Consider the following 16230-nt stretch of genomic DNA (forward strand, 5'->3'; position numbering starts at 1 on the left):
ACAAGTGACAAGAGGGAACCAAGCGGCGCTTCTTGTCACTTGTCACTCGTCACTGTTTACTAAACGTAGCCGAGCGCTTCGAGGCGGCGGCGGACTTCAGCGTCGTCGGCGTCGCTGTAGGTATCCATTGCGCTCGCAACGGCGACGTATTGCAGCTCTTCGAGTTTGGCGATGATGCGCGCGGCGCTCTCGTCAGGCGTCTCTTTGTCGGTATCGACGGTGACTTCGGGCGCGAGCGGCGCTTCGTAGGGGTCGTCAATGCCTGTGAAGTTCTTGATCTCGCCGGCCAGGGCCTTTTTATACAGCCCTTTGACGTCGCGCTCGGCCAGCACATCAATGGGGCACTGGACGAAGACTTCGACAAACGCGCCGATGTCGCGGCGCACTTCGTCGCGGACGTCGCGGTAAGGCGAGATGGCGGCGGCGATGGCGATAACGTCATTGCGCGTCAGCAGATTGCAGACAAAGCCGATGCGCCGGATGTTGGTGTCGCGGTCTTCTTTCGAAAAGCCCAGGCCCTTAGACAGGTTCGTGCGCACCACGTCGCCGTCGAGGACTTCGACTTTGTGACCGCGATGGCGCAGCTCGGTTTCAACCAGGCGCGCCAGCGTTGTCTTGCCGGCGCCCGAAAGCCCTGTGAACCACAGGGTTACTCCCTTTCCTTCCATGTCAGCTCCTCTAATAAAGTGCGAGATTAATCATTCTATTCGCAAACTCGCGGTTTGCGCAAAGTAGCGAATATACACGACCGCCACTGATTGGGAAAGAGAGACGCGGCGACGCGGCGACACGGCAACGCGGAGAAAGAGGGGGTCGAGCAACACCGCAGCCGCACTCTCCCTCGCCGCGTCGCCGCGTCGCCGTGTCGCCGCGTCGCTTCTCCTTGACATGGCTTCGCTTGAAAGTTGATAATCGGCGCGCTTCAGCAAATCTGTAATTCGTCAGCCAGCTTCGTTATCAGTCATCGAAACGGCGGGCCACAGGCCCGGCGCGACGCCAAGCTTCATGCCGCAACGGATGGGAGAATACTAGCGCATGGAAAAACAGTCAGCCGGCAAGCCGAACGGCATCTCGCTACTCACGTTCGGCGGGTTATTCCGCGTCAAGCCGCTCGACGCCATCCTGCAAAACGCCGACGAGCCGGAGCATCAGCTCAATCGCGCCCTCGGCCCCGTGCAATTGACCCTGTTCGGCGTCGGCGCGATCATCGGCGCCGGCATCTTCACGACGGTCGGCACGGCGGCGGCGGGCGAAGCTGGCATCCGCCCCGGCGCTGGCCCTGCGCTGATGCTGTCATTCGTCATTACCGCCATTGCCTGCGCCTTCACGGCGCTCTGCTACGCCGAATTCGCCGCGATGGTGCCCATCAGCGGTTCGGCCTACACCTACTCTTACGCGACGCTCGGCGAAGTCGTCGCCTGGATCATCGGCTGGGACTTAATCATCGAATACGCCGTCGGCAACATCGCCGTCGCCATTGGCTGGGCGCAATACTTCAAGACCTTCATCGAAGGCTTCGGCATTCACGTCCCCGACTGGCTGGTCAACAACTATCGCACGGCGACCCCGGAGGTGTTAGCCGCCGCGCCGCGCGTCTTCGGCGTGCCCATCGTCTTCAACCTGCTGGCGGTCTTGATCGTCGCCTTGATTACGGTCGTGCTGGTCTGGGGGATCAGAGAGAGCGCCCGCTTCAACGCCATCATGGTGGGCATCAAGATTCTGGTGCTGGCCTTCTTCATCATTGTCGGCTTTATGTGGGTGAAGCCGGCGCACTGGACGCCGTTTGCGCCGAACGGCTGGTCGGGCGTCAGCGCCGGCGCGGCGATCATCTTTTTCGCCTTCATCGGCTTTGACGCCGTTTCGACGGTCGCCGAAGAGACCGAGAACCCGCAGAAGAACCTGCCCATCGGCATCATCGCCTCGCTGGTCATCTGTACGATACTCTATATCGCCGTCGCCTGCGTCTTCACAGGCATGATCCCCTTCAACGTCCTGCAAGACACGCCGAAGGGTGAGCTGGCCGAGCCGCTGACGCTGGCCTTGAGGTACGCCAATGCTAATTCCAACCTGATTATCGGCATTGTCGCATTCGGGTCGGTGGTCGCTTCGACGGCGGTGCTGCTGGTCTTTCAATTAGGCCAGCCGCGCATCTTTCTTTCGATGGCGCGCGACGGATTGCTGCCGGGGCTGTTCCGCAAAGTCCACCCGAAATACCGCACGCCGCACGTTTCGACGATCCTGACCGGCGCTTTCGTGGCTTTCTTTGCCGCCATCGCCAGCATTGACGAAGTGGTTGACCTGACCAACATCGGCACCCTCTTCGCTTTCATTCTGGTCTGCGCCGGCATCATCGTCTTGCGCGTCAAAGACCCGTCGCGCCCGCGCCCGTTCCGCGCGCCCGGCGGCATCGTCTTCCCGATCTTCGGCATCATCTCGTGCATCTACTTGATCTATTTTCTGCCGCCGACCTCGTGGCTGCGCTTTGCGGCGTGGCTCAACTTCGGCTTCGTGATTTATGTCGGCTACGGCTCGATGAAAAGCGTGCTGACCGGCGCGCACACCACCGAAAGCAAGGCCGAGCACCTGGCGCACACCGCGCACACAGGCATGTGGCTGCTATTGATCGGCACGGCGCTGCTGCTCTTTATGCGCGCCTTTGACGTCTGGCTGATGGCGCACAAGTGGATGACCGCCATTCAAGACCCGGCGGCGAATGTCGATGCGATGGAATCGTTAAGCAAAGCCGAGCCGTGGCTGACCTCGCTTGGGGCAAACGCCGGCGCGCCGCTCACTAACGTCTTTCGTGCCGCGCCCTGGATGGAGATATCGTTCTTTCTCATCGTGCCGCTGGCGCTCAATGCGTTGTTGCTCTGCCCGATCATCATCCGCCGGGCCATGCGGGCGCGCGCCGGTGGCGCGGCTCCGGCCTACGCCGGCAAAGCCGCGACCAGCATGGCGGTTGCAACCGCCGTCGCGCTCATCAGCATCGCCTATTTGTTGCTAGTGATCTTGCAAAGAAGGTAACAGGTGACAAGAAAAAGGAAGTCAGGAGTCAGGAGTCAGAAGTCAAGAATGAATAAGGAGGCGCAGCAAGTGTACTCACTGCCGCCGACTTCCTCTTTCTATTCTGACTCCTGACTCCTGACTCCTCTCCGCACCACTTGTCACTTGTCACTGCGCGCAGTTAGTATGGATGCCGAGCAGAGTGGGATAGCACGCACTTTTTTAGGTTCAACAAGCAGCTTCAACAGGATTCAGGCTAACCGGAGGAGAACGCATGGCGGATATGGCCGTCTCTGTCGAGGACAAGTCTACCGGATTCATTCGCGGACTCGGTCTGCTCGATTCGACGATGATCGTTGCCGGTTCCATGATTGGTTCCGGCATTTTTATTGTGTCGGCGGACATGGCGCGGCAGGTGGGCTCGCCGGGCTGGCTGCTGGTCGCCTGGGTCATCACCGGGCTGCTGACGGTGATGGCGGCGCTCAGCTATGGCGAGCTGGCGGCGATGATGCCGAAAGCCGGCGGCCAGTACGTTTACCTGCGCGAAGCCTTCTCGCCGTTGTGGGGCTTCCTCTACGGCTGGACGCTCTTTCTGGTCATTCAATCGGGCACGATTGCCGCGGTCGCCGTCGGCTTTGGCCGTTACCTCGGCGTCCTGGTTCCCTGGGTGTCAGAGAGCCATTACCTGATCAAGCCGATAGCCATCGGTTCAAGGTACGCGGTATCGTTATCAACCGCGCAGCTGATCGGCGTGCTGCTGATCGCCTTGCTGACCTGGATGAACACGCGCGGGCTGAAGCTCGGCAAGCTGGTGCAAAACGTCTTTACGGTGACCAAGACCGGCGCGCTCGTCGCCTTGATTCTGCTCGGCCTGACCGTTGGCTACAACGCAACGGCGGCGCACGCCAACTTCGGCGATTTCTGGTCAATGCGCGGTAATCTTCAGGATGTCGGCGGCCTCACCGCCGCGACCGCCTTCGGCCTCTTCGTTGCCCTCTGCGTGACGCAGACCAACTCGCTGTTTTCCGCAGACGCCTGGAATAACATCACCTTCACTGCCGGAGAAGTTAAAAACCCGAAGCGCAACATCCCGCTGTCGCTCGCCTTCGGCACCTTCCTCGTCATCGGCCTCTACCTGCTGGCCAACATCGCTTATCTGGTGACGCTGTCGTTCACCCAGATTCAGACCGTGCCAAGCGACCGCGTAGCGTCGGCGACCGCCGGCGTGATCTTTGGCAGCGCCGGCGCGACCATCATGGCGGTCGCCATCATGATCTCGACCTTCGGCTGCAATAACGGCTTGATCCTGGCGGGCGCGCGAGCCTACTGGGCGATGGCGCGTGATGGGTTATTCTTCAAATCGTCAGGCGAGCTAAACGCGCACCGCGTCCCGGCCTGGGGGCTGTTGATTCAAGGCATCTGGGCGGCGGTGCTGGTGCTGCCGCGAACCATCACCGGCAAGGGCGCGGACGGGCAGTTGACCTATGGCAACCTCTACGGCGATCTGCTGACCTATGTCATCTCGGCGGCCTTGATCTTTTACATCCTGACCATCGCCGGTGTTTTCGTGTTGCGCGCCAAGCGCCCGGACGCCGAGCGGCCTTACAAAGCGTTCGGCTACCCGGTGCTGCCGGCGCTGTATATCATCGGCGCGTCGGTGATCCTGGTCGTGCTGTTCATCTACCAGACGGCGACGACGTGGCCAGGGCTGGCCATTATCGCGACGGGTGTGCCGGTCTATTTCTTGTGGCGCCGGTCGGGCGTCCCGGCAACCGACACGGCGGGCGACACGGAGTAGCGGCGATTCGCCCGGCTGAGGCGCAAGGCGGTTAGCTTGCGCCACATGAACCGGCTTGACGGATCAACCGTCAGGCAATACGATGGCTTGCCGTTTTCGCCTGGCGCAAACGGCAGGCAAGCCGTCGATAGTCTTCCTTACAAACTCAGAACCGGAGGCAACGAATGGCATCTCCTCTTTTCGCCACCAAATCAATCGCCCAGCTCAAAGCCGAAGCGGCAGACAACGAGCACGGGCTGAAGCGCGCCTTGAGCGCCCTGAACCTGACGACCCTCGGCATCGGCGCGATCATCGGCGCCGGCATCTTCGTGCTGACCGGTCAGGCCGCCGCTGGCTATGCCGGCCCGGCCATCATGCTCTCGTTCGTCGTCGGCGGCATCGCCTGCGCGTTTGCCGGCCTGTGCTATGCCGAGATGGCTTCGACCGTGCCCATTGCCGGCAGCGCCTACACCTACGCCTACGCGACGATGGGCGAATTCGTCGCCTGGGTCATCGGCTGGGATTTGATTTTGGAATATTCGCTCGGCGCTACGACGGTCGCCATCGGCTGGTCGGGCTATGTCGTCAGCTTCCTGAACGGCCTCGGCATCCACGTGCCGGCGAAACTCTCTTCGGCGCCGGTGGCCTTCGACCCGATTGCGCACCACTGGTCATCAACCGGCGCGATAATCAACATCCCTGCCATGTTGATTATTGCCGCGGTTACCGTTTTGCTGGTGATCGGCGTGCAGGAATCGGCCAACGTCAACAGCGTCATCGTCATCATCAAAATCGCCATTGTGTTGATCTTCATCATCGCCGGCATCGGTTACGTGTCAACCAGCAACTGGGTGACTCCGGCGAATCCGACCGGCAGCATGATTCCGCCCAACCCGACCGGGGCGTTCGGCAATTTTGGCGTGACCGGCATCTTGCGCGCCTCGTCGGTCGTTTTCTTCGCCTACATCGGATTTGACGCCGTGTCGTGCGCCGCGCAGGAAGCCAAGAATCCGCAGAAAGACATGCCCATCGGCATTATGGGTTCGCTGGTCATCTGCACGATCCTTTACATCCTGGTGTCGTTCGTATTGACCGGCGTCGTCCCTTATGACCGTCTGGGCGTGCCCGATCCGATTGCCGTCGGCATTGACGCGATTCACATGCCGTGGCTGTCATCTTTCGTCAAGCTCGGCGCCATCGCCGGCCTCAGCTCGGTCATTCTCGTGATGTTGCTGGCGCAGCCGCGCATCTTCTTTTCGATGGCCAACGACGGGCTGCTGCCACCTTTCGTCTCGAAGGTGCATCCGAAATTCCGCACGCCTTACATCACGACGATCATCACAGGGCTTGTGGTCATGGTCGCGGCAGGCGTCCTGCCTATCGGCATTGTCGGCGAGCTGGTGAGCATCGGCACGCTGTTCGCCTTCGCGATTGTCTGTGTCGGCGTCATGGTGCTGCGCAAAACGCAGCCGAACATCGAGCGGCCCTTCAAGGCACCCGCAGTTTATGTGACCGGCACGCTCGGCGCGCTCTTCTCTGTTGCTATGATGGGCTTCCTGCCGGGCGACACCTGGATTCGCCTGGCGGTCTGGCTGATCATCGGCCTGCTGATCTACTTCCTTTATGGTGCGCGCCATAGCAAGATTTCGCGACGCGCCGCCAGATAATGGGGAAACGATGAATGCAGAATGATGAACGATGAATTGCGGGAGGAAGCGGAAGCCGGATTATCTATAGATGATCTCCTGCCTTTTCCTCTCCAGTTCATCATTCATCATTCTGCATTCATCATTTAAGAAGGGCGCGGTTGACGCGCGTCAACCGCCAAAGCTAGAATGGTACTCCGCTTGAGTCGGGCAATTGCGCCGGCGCTTTTTGACACCACGGGGATGTGGCGGAACAGGCAGACGCGAAGGTCTCAAAAACCTTTGAGATTAACTCTCGTGTGGGTTCGATTCCCACCATCCCCACTGCGGGTGTTGGGTGTCGGGTGATGGGTGTTGGGGGAACGGTCACCAACCCCTGACACCCGACACCCGACACCCAACACCCATCATGAAAAAATCCGAGATCAGCTTTGCTGTGATTCCTGCCTCGGCTGTTTCGGAGACCCGTCTGACGATCTGCCTCAAGTGCGCCTTCGATTTCTTCACCAAGCAGTTACAGCTCGCGCCGCGCACCGCTTATACAGAGCTGCGCAAGCACGTCCCCGAAGAGAGCGACTTCACCGGCGCGTCCACCGCGCGGCCTCATTTCTTTGACGATGGCACGACGACGCATTGCCCCTACTGCAACGGGGCGAAGCGCTGGTTTGCCGTCTTCACCGCGCACCGCATAGATGCCCACCCATCATTTGAAAAAGAGCGCAAGAAGCTCTGGGCGGCGCTCAAGAAGGAGTCCAATCGCTTCACCCTCTGGCAGCCCGAGCGCCCGCAGATGCAGATCTTTTCCGAATGGCTCGACCGCCTGAAGCGCGCCACCGATTTTGACAGCGACCGCTGGCTGCTCGGCGTCGCCATCGAGACCATCAAGCGCGCCGCGCCGTCAAACGACTGGAATGTCATCTTACAAACCGGCGTCGAGCGCGTGCAGTTGTCGCGCCAGGTCGAAGGCGACTGGCATTACGAGAACCGCTGGCTCTACGCCACGCCGGCGCTTTACGGCGACGTGCTGATGATTCAACACCTGCTGTCGCGCTCGCAGCAGCATGGCGGGCGAACCTTCGAGGGGCGGCTGACCTTGCAGGAATTCATGAAACGGTTGCGCCGCATCGGTTATTTCGAAGCCCGCCAGATCGCCGGCGACGACGCCTTTGAAGACTTCGAGCTGGCGATTCAGAGAATAGTTGATTCAGGCCCGGCTGCCGTGTACTATGCCGTTGACCGCGGTAATTATCTTGAGAAACTGAAATCCGTTTACGAAAAGAAGCGCGACAAATGAAAAAGAGACTCGTGTGGTGGACGCTTGCGGCAATGCTCTGGGTGACGCTCGGAGTCGCCGCGCAGGACGCGACGCAATCCGGCTTTGTGATCTCGTTAAAAAACGGCAGCACGGTGCGCGGGCGACAACTGAGCCGCGACGATGCAACCGGCAAGTTGCGACTGGCAATGACCGAGAGCAGCTATGCGGTGATCGCGCCTGAAGACACCTCAGCGATTCAATCGTCGGCGAGCGCTTCGGATTCGATCAGCATCCGCCTCAAAGGTGGTAGCGAGCTGCGCTGCAAAGAGTTCGCCCTGAGCGGCGAGATGGTGACGGTGAAACTGGGAACGGCGACGCGCATCGAAGTGCGCTGGAACGAAATCGATTCGATCAGCTTTGCGCAGTAACTCCCGACCGATGCCCTGCCGTCAGGGCTTAGTCTTTCAACCCCGCAGGCCGCAAATCATTACCGAGTTTTTGATAGGCCGCGTTCAGCTCATCCCAGGCCAGCCGGATGTATTCGCCTGTCGTGCGGAGGTTGCCAATCGCCAGCCGCAGGGTGAACTTGCCATTCAGCTTGGTATGCGACATAAAGATTTTGCCGCGAAGATTCACCTCTTCCATCATCCGTTCGTTGAGCAGACCCAGATACGTTTCAACCTCTGCCTCTGAAACCCCATTGCCAATGCGTGCGCGCAACGCTTGTGGGTAAGCTCTAAAACAGACCGTGCTGAAAGGCACGGGCGCGAGCCGCTCAAAGTCCGGGCTGTCGTCTACCCAGGAGGCGAATTCTTTTGCCAGCTCGATGTGATGGCGTAAACGCGCCGCGATCCCATCCGCGCCGAAGTAGCGCAGCACGAACCATAGCTTCAAAGCTCGGAAACGGCGGCCAAGCTGCGGCCCATAATCCATGTAATTGCGCACCGTTTCTTCGCTGGTGCGCAGGTATTCGGGCACCAGGCTGAATGCCGCCTTCAACATATCCATTCGCCGGCAATAGAGCACGCTCAGATCAACCGGCACGAATAACCATTTGTGCGGATTCATCACCAGCGAATCGGCGCGCTCGGCCCCCGCGAGAATCCACTGCATCTCCGGTATCACTGCCGCCGAGCCACCATACGCCGCGTCCACATGCAGCCAGAGCCTCTCGCGCTCGCAGAGGTCGGCCACCTGCGGCACGGGGTCGATGCTGGTCGTCGAAGTCGTGCCGACGGTCGCCACGACACAGAACGGCTGCCAGCCTTGCGCGCGGTCTTCGGCAATGGCGGCGGCCAGCGCCTCAACGTCCATGCGGAATTCGGCGTCGCTGCGGATAGCGCGCGTCGCCTCGCGCCCGAGTCCGAGCGTGATGGCGGATTTCTCGATTGACGAATGCGCCTGCTCTGAAGCGTAGAGCCGCAGGCGGCCCGGCGGCGCGGCCTCGCGCGCCGCGGCAATGGCGCACAGGCTTGAAATCGAAGCCGTGTCGTAAAGCACGCCTGAGAAACTTTCGGGCAAGCCGATCATCTGCCGCAGCCAGTCGAGCGTTACTTCTTCAAGCTCTGTGGCTGCCGGCGACGTGCGCCACAGCATCGCGTTGACATTGAAGGCTGCCGATAACAACTCGCCGAGAATCCCCGGCCCGCTGCCGGTGTTCGAGAAGTAAGCGAAGAACCCCGGATGATTCCAGTGCGTCATGCCCGGCACGATGATGCGGTCGAGGTCTTCAAGGATGTGGTCGAAGCCTTCGCCGGCGGCGGGCGGCGCGGTCGGCAAGGCGCGTTTGACATCGCCCGGCTGATTCCGCGACAGCACAGGGTAACGTCCGGGGTGCGAAAGATAATCCGCGACCCAGTCAATCAACTGATGGCCGTAGCGACGAAATTCCTCGGCGCTCATGTCGCCAAGGTGGGAGGAGGCTGCGGGTTCGCTTTTCTCTTTGGTCATATAGGTCCGTTCGACCAGCGCATGGCGGTCATGGAATCAAATCTAAGAGATGCCAATAGTATCTCGCCTGTCGAACAATCGTCGCATTCATGTCGAGCGCTTCGACGGTTGCCCGTCCCGTCGCCGTTCTTCCCTTCAACCTCTGCCAGGCTTTGCTCCAGACAAAATGCGTTTCCCATTGATCCGTTCGCGGGTTGAATAAGGGTACTCTCTTCTTCGTTCGTGGGTCCAGCGCATCGGTTTTATCGGATTTAGCAAAATTGCAATGTGAACAAGCAAGCGCTAGATTCTCCAGCGCCGTGAGTCCGCCTTTAGAGCGGGGCACGATGTGTTCGATGTGATACGCTTGCCCAATAACCCGTTGAGGGGCATGGCAATATTCGCATCGGCTTCTTGCCCTGTGTTTGACTAGCGTTGCCAGTTTCTTCGAGATACTTTTTGTCACGACCTAAAACTAACATGCCGATAAAAATACCGCCTTCGGGGCGGGATCACCCGCCCGCATCAAGTATGAGACTTCATTGCCTTCTGCCGAAATCCCCTTTTGATCGTGGCATTTGCCCTCTGCGGGACCTCCGGTCGCAGGGCACGCGTTAAGGCAATTGAATTCTCAAGCACGAGCCGGTCTACTTCATCAGCGAGATGCCGAAGTTCTTCCCTCTCTTTCTTGCCCAGCGTCCCTTCGTTATTCCTCTCCATGAGGTCGGCAAGGCGTGATTGCCTTGCTCGTGAAAGCCGCTTCAAACACAAGATGAAAGTGCCCTCTTCATCAGAGGCATGTTCCAAAAGGTGCGCGGCCAGTTTGCGCTGCTGCCGGGCTGACAATCTCTCGACAGCCGCAATTGCCTCTTTCAAAGCTGAAGTTACTTGGCTCATATCCATTTACCCTACGCGACCGGCTCGACGCGCACGTAATCGGCGCGGCGCTTTAATGGCGTGAAGCCTTCACTGATGATCACGTCGCGCAGCATCATCTCGGTCGCCTGGTGATTGGCGCCCGCCAGGCTGATGACATTTTCTTCGATCATCGTCGAGCCGAGGTCGTTGGCGCCATAATGCAATCCCATGCGGCCCACGTCCATGCCTTGTGTCAGCCAAGACACCTGGACGTTGGGGATGTTGTCGAGGTAGAGCCGGCTGATGGCCAGCCATCGCAGATATTCGTCCGGCTCGATGCGGTCGGGGAAGCGCTTGCCGATGGGCGTGTTGTCGGGCTGCAAGGTCCACGGGATGAACGACACAAAGCCCGGGTTGCGGTCTTGCAGGGCGCGCAGTTTTTCAAGGTGCTGCAAGCGGTGGTCGCGGACTTCACCCATGCCAAACATCATGGTCGCCGTCGTCGGGATGCCGAGCGAATGGGCCACGTCCATCACATGCAGCCACTCTTCGGCGTTGCAATGGGTGCGGCGCTTGCGGCGTATTTCGTCAACGAGAATCTCGCCGCCGCCGCCCGGTATCGAATCCAACCCGGCGGCGCGCAGTTCCTTCAGCACGCCTTCGACGCCGAGGCCGGTGATCTTGCCGAGGTGATCGATCTCGGGCGGCGAGAAACAGTGTAGATGAATGCCGTAGCGCGTCTTCAGTTCGCGCAGCATGTTGGTGTAATAATCGAGCGGCAGGTCGGGATGCAGGCCGCCCTGCATCAACACGCCGCTGCCGCCGAGCGCCATCATCTCTTCAACCTTGCGAAAGATCTCTTCGTAATCGTGGACATAGCCTTCCGGCGAGCCGGGCTTGCGATAGAAAGCGCAGAACGAGCAGACCGACACGCAGACGTTCGAGTAATTGACGTTGCGGTCAACCACGTAAGTCACCACGTCGTCCGGGTGCAGGGCTTTGCGCAAACGGTCAGCTAATCGGCCAAGCTCGGCGGTCTGCGCCGCCTCTTCAACAGCGCGCCACTCATCCAGCGTCAATCGCTCGCCCGCCGCGATGCGCGTCAGCAGTTCGTCCACATCAACTCTTGCCATCGTGTTTTCCATAGGGTTTTCCCGCCTGGGATTATAGTGAAGGCAAAAGGCAAAAGGCAAAGAGCGTCACCCAGGGTCTATTCATTCTCCGGACTTGAACCGCCAAGACGCCAAGACCGCCAAGAGAACGCCGAGCTTTTCTTGGCGGTCTTGGCGTCTTGGCGGTTCATCCCCCAATGGTTATTCGAGAATGAATAGACCCTGGAGCGTCACCGCGTCGCTTTGCCTTTTGCCTTTTGCTTGTGTTATTGCTTTAGGCAGTGTGGCGTTCCCGTTTTGCCACGCAGGGCATGTGTGGCCGCAGGCCCTATACGGTTGTCAGACTTGCTTATACGATGGAAGCATACCGTCACGTCAACAACCTGTCGCTCATCATCCAGCCCGGCGATAGCTTTTTTCCCATCGTTGACGCGATTGACGCGGCGACCCACAGCATCAAGATGACCATCTTTCGCATGGACGACCCCATCGTCCGTGACGCGATGAACTACGCCGTGCAGCGCGGCGTCAAGATACGCGCGCTGATCGCGCCGTCGGCCAAGGGCTGGAAGAAGCGCAACAAAAAACTTGCCGAAGACCTCTCAAAGCTGGGCCTCGAAGTGCGCCAGACGCGCCCGCGCCGCGAAAAGCTCAAGCGCTATCACTACAAGATTATGATGATCGATGAGCAGCAGTCGCTCATCCTGACCTTCAACCCGACACAGAAGAATCTGCATTACGCGCGCGACTTCGGCCTCCTGATCAAAGACCAGGAGATCACCCAGGAGCTGAACCGGCTGTTTGACGCCGACTGGCACGCCGAAGAGTTCAAGCCGAAAGAGCTGCCGCTGGTCATCAGCCCGTACAACAGCCGCACCAAGCTGATCGAGCTGCTCTCGTCCGCCGAACGCTCGATCCGCATCATGGACGCCAAGGTCGAGGACCAGCAGGTCATGGGCGTCTTGCTGCGCAAAGCCTCGCACGGCGTTGACGTGCGGGTCATCAGCCGCGACACCTTCTACGACGAGGTGGTCGACAATTTTCACGTCAAGAAGCTGGCGCGCTTCAAGCTCCACGCCAAGTGTGTCGTGGTTGACGGCCAGTACTTTTTCGTCGGCAGCCAGAACTTGCGCAAGGTCAGCATGGATCGCCGCCGCGAGGTCGGCATCATCGTCGAAGACCCGGCGATGGCGCGGCGCATCGAGCGCGTCTTTGACGAAGACTGGACGAGCGCCACCGAGATGGCTGCCGTCATGGAAGCGAACGCCACGTAAGAAGTCAGAAGTCAGAAGTCAGAATGGAAAAGGAAGTCGGCTTCGCCTCCGGTTCTTATTCTGACTTCTGACTTCTGACTTCTGACTCCTGATTCGCATGGTTTGTCGGCGCTGCAAAACAAAGATGATTGAACAGAAGCGCAGCTTCCACAAGCAGCGCAAGTGGGTCTGTCCACAGTGCGGCGCGGCGCGCATGCAATCGCAAAAGCCGCGCCCGCTCAGGGCCGACAAGGGGACAACGAAATGAACAAGGCTCGTGTGATGAATTTTCGCCCCGGCGACGAGATCAGCTATGCCGCCGGGGCCGGCATGATGTACGGCGAGGTGACGCGCGTCCTCGGCTCAGGCGAGTCGGCGGCCATCGAGATCGAATGGGAGGACGGGCGCAAAGAGATCAAGCCGGTCAAAGACCGCGCCCTCGCCCTGTTGCGCCGCGCCAGTGGCGCCAGCGAAGTCGAAGAGCGGCACTCGGACCGCCGCCGCCTCTCTGATCCCGACATCGAAAGCGTGCGCCGCAGCGACCTACGTAAGCGCTGAGCGTAGGCGCCCGCGCTACTTGACGACGACGTTGACCAGCTTGCGCGGGATGACGATGACTTTGACGACCGTCTTGTCGGCCATCGCCGCCGTGACTTTCTCGTCGGCAAGCGCGGCCTGCCGCAAGTCGTCATCGCTGGCTTCGGCGCTCGTAAAGAGCCGGCTGCGCAGCTTGCCGTTCACCTGTACGGCGACTTCGATCTCTTCTTCACGCGCCAGCTCGGCGTCGAACTCCGGCCAGCGGGCATAGGCCAGGCTCTCTGCATGGCCGTAGCTCTCCCACAACTCTTCAGAGATGTGCGGCGCGAACGGCGCCAGCATGCGAATCAATGCCTCGAAGGCTTCGCGCGCCACGGCGATGTCAGCCGCCGTCGCCTCGCCATTTTTTTCGACCGCCTGATCGAACGCATAGACGGCGTTGGTCATCTCCATCAGCGACGAGATGCAAGTGTTCAGGTGCAGCCGCTCCTCGAAGTTCTCGGTGATGGCGCGGACGATCTGATGCACGCGGCGGCGCAGTTGCCGCTGGTAATCCTGCAATTCGCTCAGCGCCTCACCGGTGTCGCTGGGCGCGTCCGCCGCTGCGTTGATGATGCGGCCCTGCCACTTGTAGGCGATGCGCCAGACGCGTTGCAGGTAACGCGCCGCGCCGTCGAAGCCCGAATCTGACCACTCCTTATCTTTTTCGGGCGGCCCGGCGAACAACACGAACAGGCGCAGCGCGTCTGCGCCGTGGATGTTGATCATCTCGATGGGATCGACGGCGTTCTTCTTCGACTTCGACATCTTTTCCAGCCGCCCGATCATAACCGGCCTGCCGCAGAACTTGCAGGTCTTATCTTCGTTGACCTCTTCCGGGAAGAGCCACTCGTGCTCGGGGCAGCGGTACGATTCTTTGACGATCATGCCCTGCGTCAGCAGCCGCGTCACCGGCTCATCGAACTGCACCAAGCCCATGTCGCGCATCACGCGGTTCCAGTAGCGCGTGTAGATCAGGTGCATGACCGCATGCTCGATGCCGCCGATGTATTGGTCAACCGGCAGCCAGTAAGCCACCTTCGCCGGGTCGAACGGCTGTGCGTCGTTATGCGGGTCGCAGTAACGATGGTAGTACCAGTTCGAATCCACGAAGGTATCCATCGTGTCCGTATCGCGCAGCGCCGCGCCATTGCACTTCGGGCAGGTGGCGTTGACGTATTCGGGCACATGGTCGAGCGGCGAGCCGCCCGAAACCGCGAGGTTGACGCCTTTGGGCAAAACGACCGGCAGTTGATCGTCGGGAACAGGAACCGTGCCGCACGACGGGCAGTGAATCATCGGCACAGGCGTCCCCCAGTAGCGCTGCCGCGAGATGCCCCAGTCGCGCAGCTTGTAAGTAATCGCGCCTTGACCGAAGCCATTGGCTTCGGCGTAATCGGTCATCATCCGGTTGGCTTCTTCGCTCGCCAGGCCGCTCCACCGGCCGGTGTTGACCGTGACCGTCCACGACTCGTCGGCTTCGGTCATCTCGTCAGCCGGAATCTCGCGCCCGTCCGCGGTCAGCTTGATCTGCCGGAATGGGATGCCGTACTTGCGCGAAAACTCGAAGTCGCGCTCGTCGCCCGAAGGCACCGCCATGATCGCGCCGGTGCCGTATTCCATCAGCACAAAGTTGGCGATCCAGATCGGCAGCCGCTCGCGGTTGAATGGGTTGACCGCATAACCGCCGGTGAAGATGCCTTTCTTCTCCTGTTCTTCCGTCTGGACGCCGCCGCGCTTCTCGCGCTTCAACGCTTCGGCAAAGGCCAGCACCTCATCGCGCTGCGCCTTGCCTTCGACGATCTTGGTCAGCAATGGATGCTCTGGCGCCAGGATGATGGCATTCGCGCCAAAGATCGTATCGATGCGCGTCGTAAAGACCGTCACCGAATCGATGGTGTCGGCGATGTCGAAGCGCACGTGAGCGCCGCGCGACCGGCCAATCCAGTTGCGCTGCATGGCGACGACGCGGTCGGGCCACTTCCCTTCCAACTGGTCGAGCCCGTCGAGCAATTGATCGGCGTAATCGGTGATTCGCGCGAACCACTGCATGAGCTCTTTTTGAATGACCGGCGTGCCGCAACGCCAGCACGTGCCGCCCGATGCCTGCTCGTTTGACAGCGAGATGTCTTCTTTCGGGCACCAGTTGACCGGCGACAGCTTGCGGTAGAGCATGCCGCGCTCGAACATACGAATGAAGAACCACTGGTTCCATTTGTAGTATTTGGGATCGCAGGTCGCAACCTCGCGCGACCAGTCATAGCTGATCCCCATGCGCTGAAGCTGGCCCTTCATGGTCGCGATGGCGGCGCGGGTGAAGGCTTCGGGGTCTGTGCCGTCTTTGATGGCGGCAGTCTCGGCGGGCTGGCCGAAGGCGTCCCAGCCGAACGGGTGTAGCACATTGAAGCCGCGCATGCGCTTGTACCAGGCGAGCGCGTCGCCGATGGAGTAATTGCTGACGTGGCCGATGTGCGCCCGGCCCGACGTATAGGCGAGCATCTCCAGGCAATAGAACTCGGGGCGCTCCGGGTCTTCGCGAACTTCAAAGGTTTTCTCGTCGGCCCAGTGCTTCTGCCATTTCTGCTCGATCTCTTGCGGAAAATATTTCTCTTTCATCGTTTCTGTCCGTTCAAACCTGACCGTTTGTAGAAAGCTGCTTGAATGTATGGCGAGTACAGAATAGCGGCGGCCCCTCTAGCGGAGGGGCAACGTAAGTCCGAGGACATTACTCTTCGCGTGTGCCGATTGGGAAACGTTCATAGCTCGTATAATAAAACCGCCCCAGCAATTCGGGCAACCGGAAATTGATTGGCGGCGGTAA

The 16230-nt window shown here is 60.1% G+C and carries 13 protein-coding genes and 1 tRNA gene; 9 read left to right on the forward strand and 5 right to left on the reverse strand.

The genetic code is table 11. The annotated features are described in order from the left end of the window. Window positions 1–59: 59 nt before the first annotated feature. Complete coding sequence (gene cysC, locus VJ464_12915) at window positions 60–668, reverse strand: adenylyl-sulfate kinase (GenBank protein ID HKQ06030.1); 609 nt, start codon at window positions 666–668, stop codon at window positions 60–62. A 367-nt stretch (window positions 669–1035) separates the two neighbouring features. Here cysC and VJ464_12920 point away from each other — a divergent pair, with 367 nt between their 5' ends. From VJ464_12920 to VJ464_12945, 6 genes are all read left to right on the forward strand, one after another. After that, window positions 1036–3024, forward strand: coding sequence for an amino acid permease (locus tag VJ464_12920; protein HKQ06031.1), 1989 nt, complete (start codon window positions 1036–1038; stop codon window positions 3022–3024). Window positions 3025–3277: 253 nt separating this feature from the next. Beyond that, the gene (locus tag VJ464_12925) at window positions 3278–4801 is read left to right on the forward strand and encodes an amino acid permease (protein ID HKQ06032.1); all 1524 of its coding nucleotides are present in this window, start codon (window positions 3278–3280) and stop codon (window positions 4799–4801) included. 164 nt (window positions 4802–4965) lie between these two features. Then, entirely contained in the window at window positions 4966–6447 is a 1482-nt protein-coding gene (locus tag VJ464_12930; protein ID HKQ06033.1) for an amino acid permease, read from the forward strand. 218 nt (window positions 6448–6665) lie between these two features. Further along, window positions 6666–6750, forward strand: a tRNA-Leu gene (locus VJ464_12935). A gap of 85 nt (window positions 6751–6835) precedes the next feature. Next, window positions 6836–7720, forward strand: coding sequence for a hypothetical protein (locus VJ464_12940; protein ID HKQ06034.1), 885 nt, complete (start codon window positions 6836–6838; stop codon window positions 7718–7720). Beyond that, a complete protein-coding gene (locus VJ464_12945; GenBank protein HKQ06035.1) occupies window positions 7717–8109 on the forward strand; it encodes a hypothetical protein in 393 nt (130 codons plus the stop codon). Before VJ464_12940 ends, VJ464_12945 begins: the two co-directional genes overlap by 4 nt. 28 nt (window positions 8110–8137) lie before the next feature. Here VJ464_12945 and VJ464_12950 read toward each other — a convergent pair whose 3' ends face one another. From VJ464_12950 to mqnC, 3 genes are all read right to left on the reverse strand, one after another. Next, window positions 8138–9631, reverse strand: a complete 1494-nt coding sequence (locus tag VJ464_12950; GenBank protein ID HKQ06036.1) for a pyridoxal-dependent decarboxylase — start codon at window positions 9629–9631, stop codon at window positions 8138–8140. A 504-nt stretch (window positions 9632–10135) separates the two neighbouring features. Continuing rightward, window positions 10136–10507 carry a hypothetical protein gene (locus VJ464_12955; protein HKQ06037.1) on the reverse strand — a complete coding sequence of 124 codons (372 nt, stop codon included), beginning with the start codon at window positions 10505–10507 and terminating at the stop codon, window positions 10136–10138. A gap of 11 nt (window positions 10508–10518) precedes the next feature. Then, the gene (mqnC, locus tag VJ464_12960) at window positions 10519–11601 is read right to left on the reverse strand and encodes a cyclic dehypoxanthinyl futalosine synthase (protein HKQ06038.1); all 1083 of its coding nucleotides are present in this window, start codon (window positions 11599–11601) and stop codon (window positions 10519–10521) included. A 335-nt stretch (window positions 11602–11936) separates the two neighbouring features. Here mqnC and VJ464_12965 point away from each other — a divergent pair, with 335 nt between their 5' ends. From VJ464_12965 to VJ464_12975, 3 genes are all read left to right on the forward strand, one after another. Then, entirely contained in the window at window positions 11937–12854 is a 918-nt protein-coding gene (locus VJ464_12965) for a phospholipase D-like domain-containing protein (GenBank protein HKQ06039.1), read from the forward strand. A gap of 124 nt (window positions 12855–12978) precedes the next feature. Further along, window positions 12979–13101: a hypothetical protein gene (locus VJ464_12970; protein ID HKQ06040.1), complete on the forward strand. Its 123-nt coding sequence runs from the start codon at window positions 12979–12981 to the stop codon at window positions 13099–13101. Next, on the forward strand, window positions 13098–13391 hold the full coding sequence (locus VJ464_12975; GenBank protein HKQ06041.1) for a hypothetical protein: 294 nt from the start codon (window positions 13098–13100) through the stop codon (window positions 13389–13391). The genes VJ464_12970 and VJ464_12975 overlap by 4 nt, the downstream gene beginning before the upstream one ends. Window positions 13392–13406: 15 nt before the next feature. On the opposite strand, the gene leuS is transcribed toward VJ464_12975, so the two are convergent. Beyond that, a complete protein-coding gene (leuS, locus tag VJ464_12980; protein ID HKQ06042.1) occupies window positions 13407–16025 on the reverse strand; it encodes a leucine--tRNA ligase in 2619 nt (872 codons plus the stop codon). Between the last annotated feature and the right edge of the window lie 205 nt (window positions 16026–16230).

This window comes from Blastocatellia bacterium (assembly GCA_035275065.1).
Taxonomy (GTDB): domain Bacteria; phylum Acidobacteriota; class Blastocatellia; order UBA7656; family UBA7656; genus DATENM01.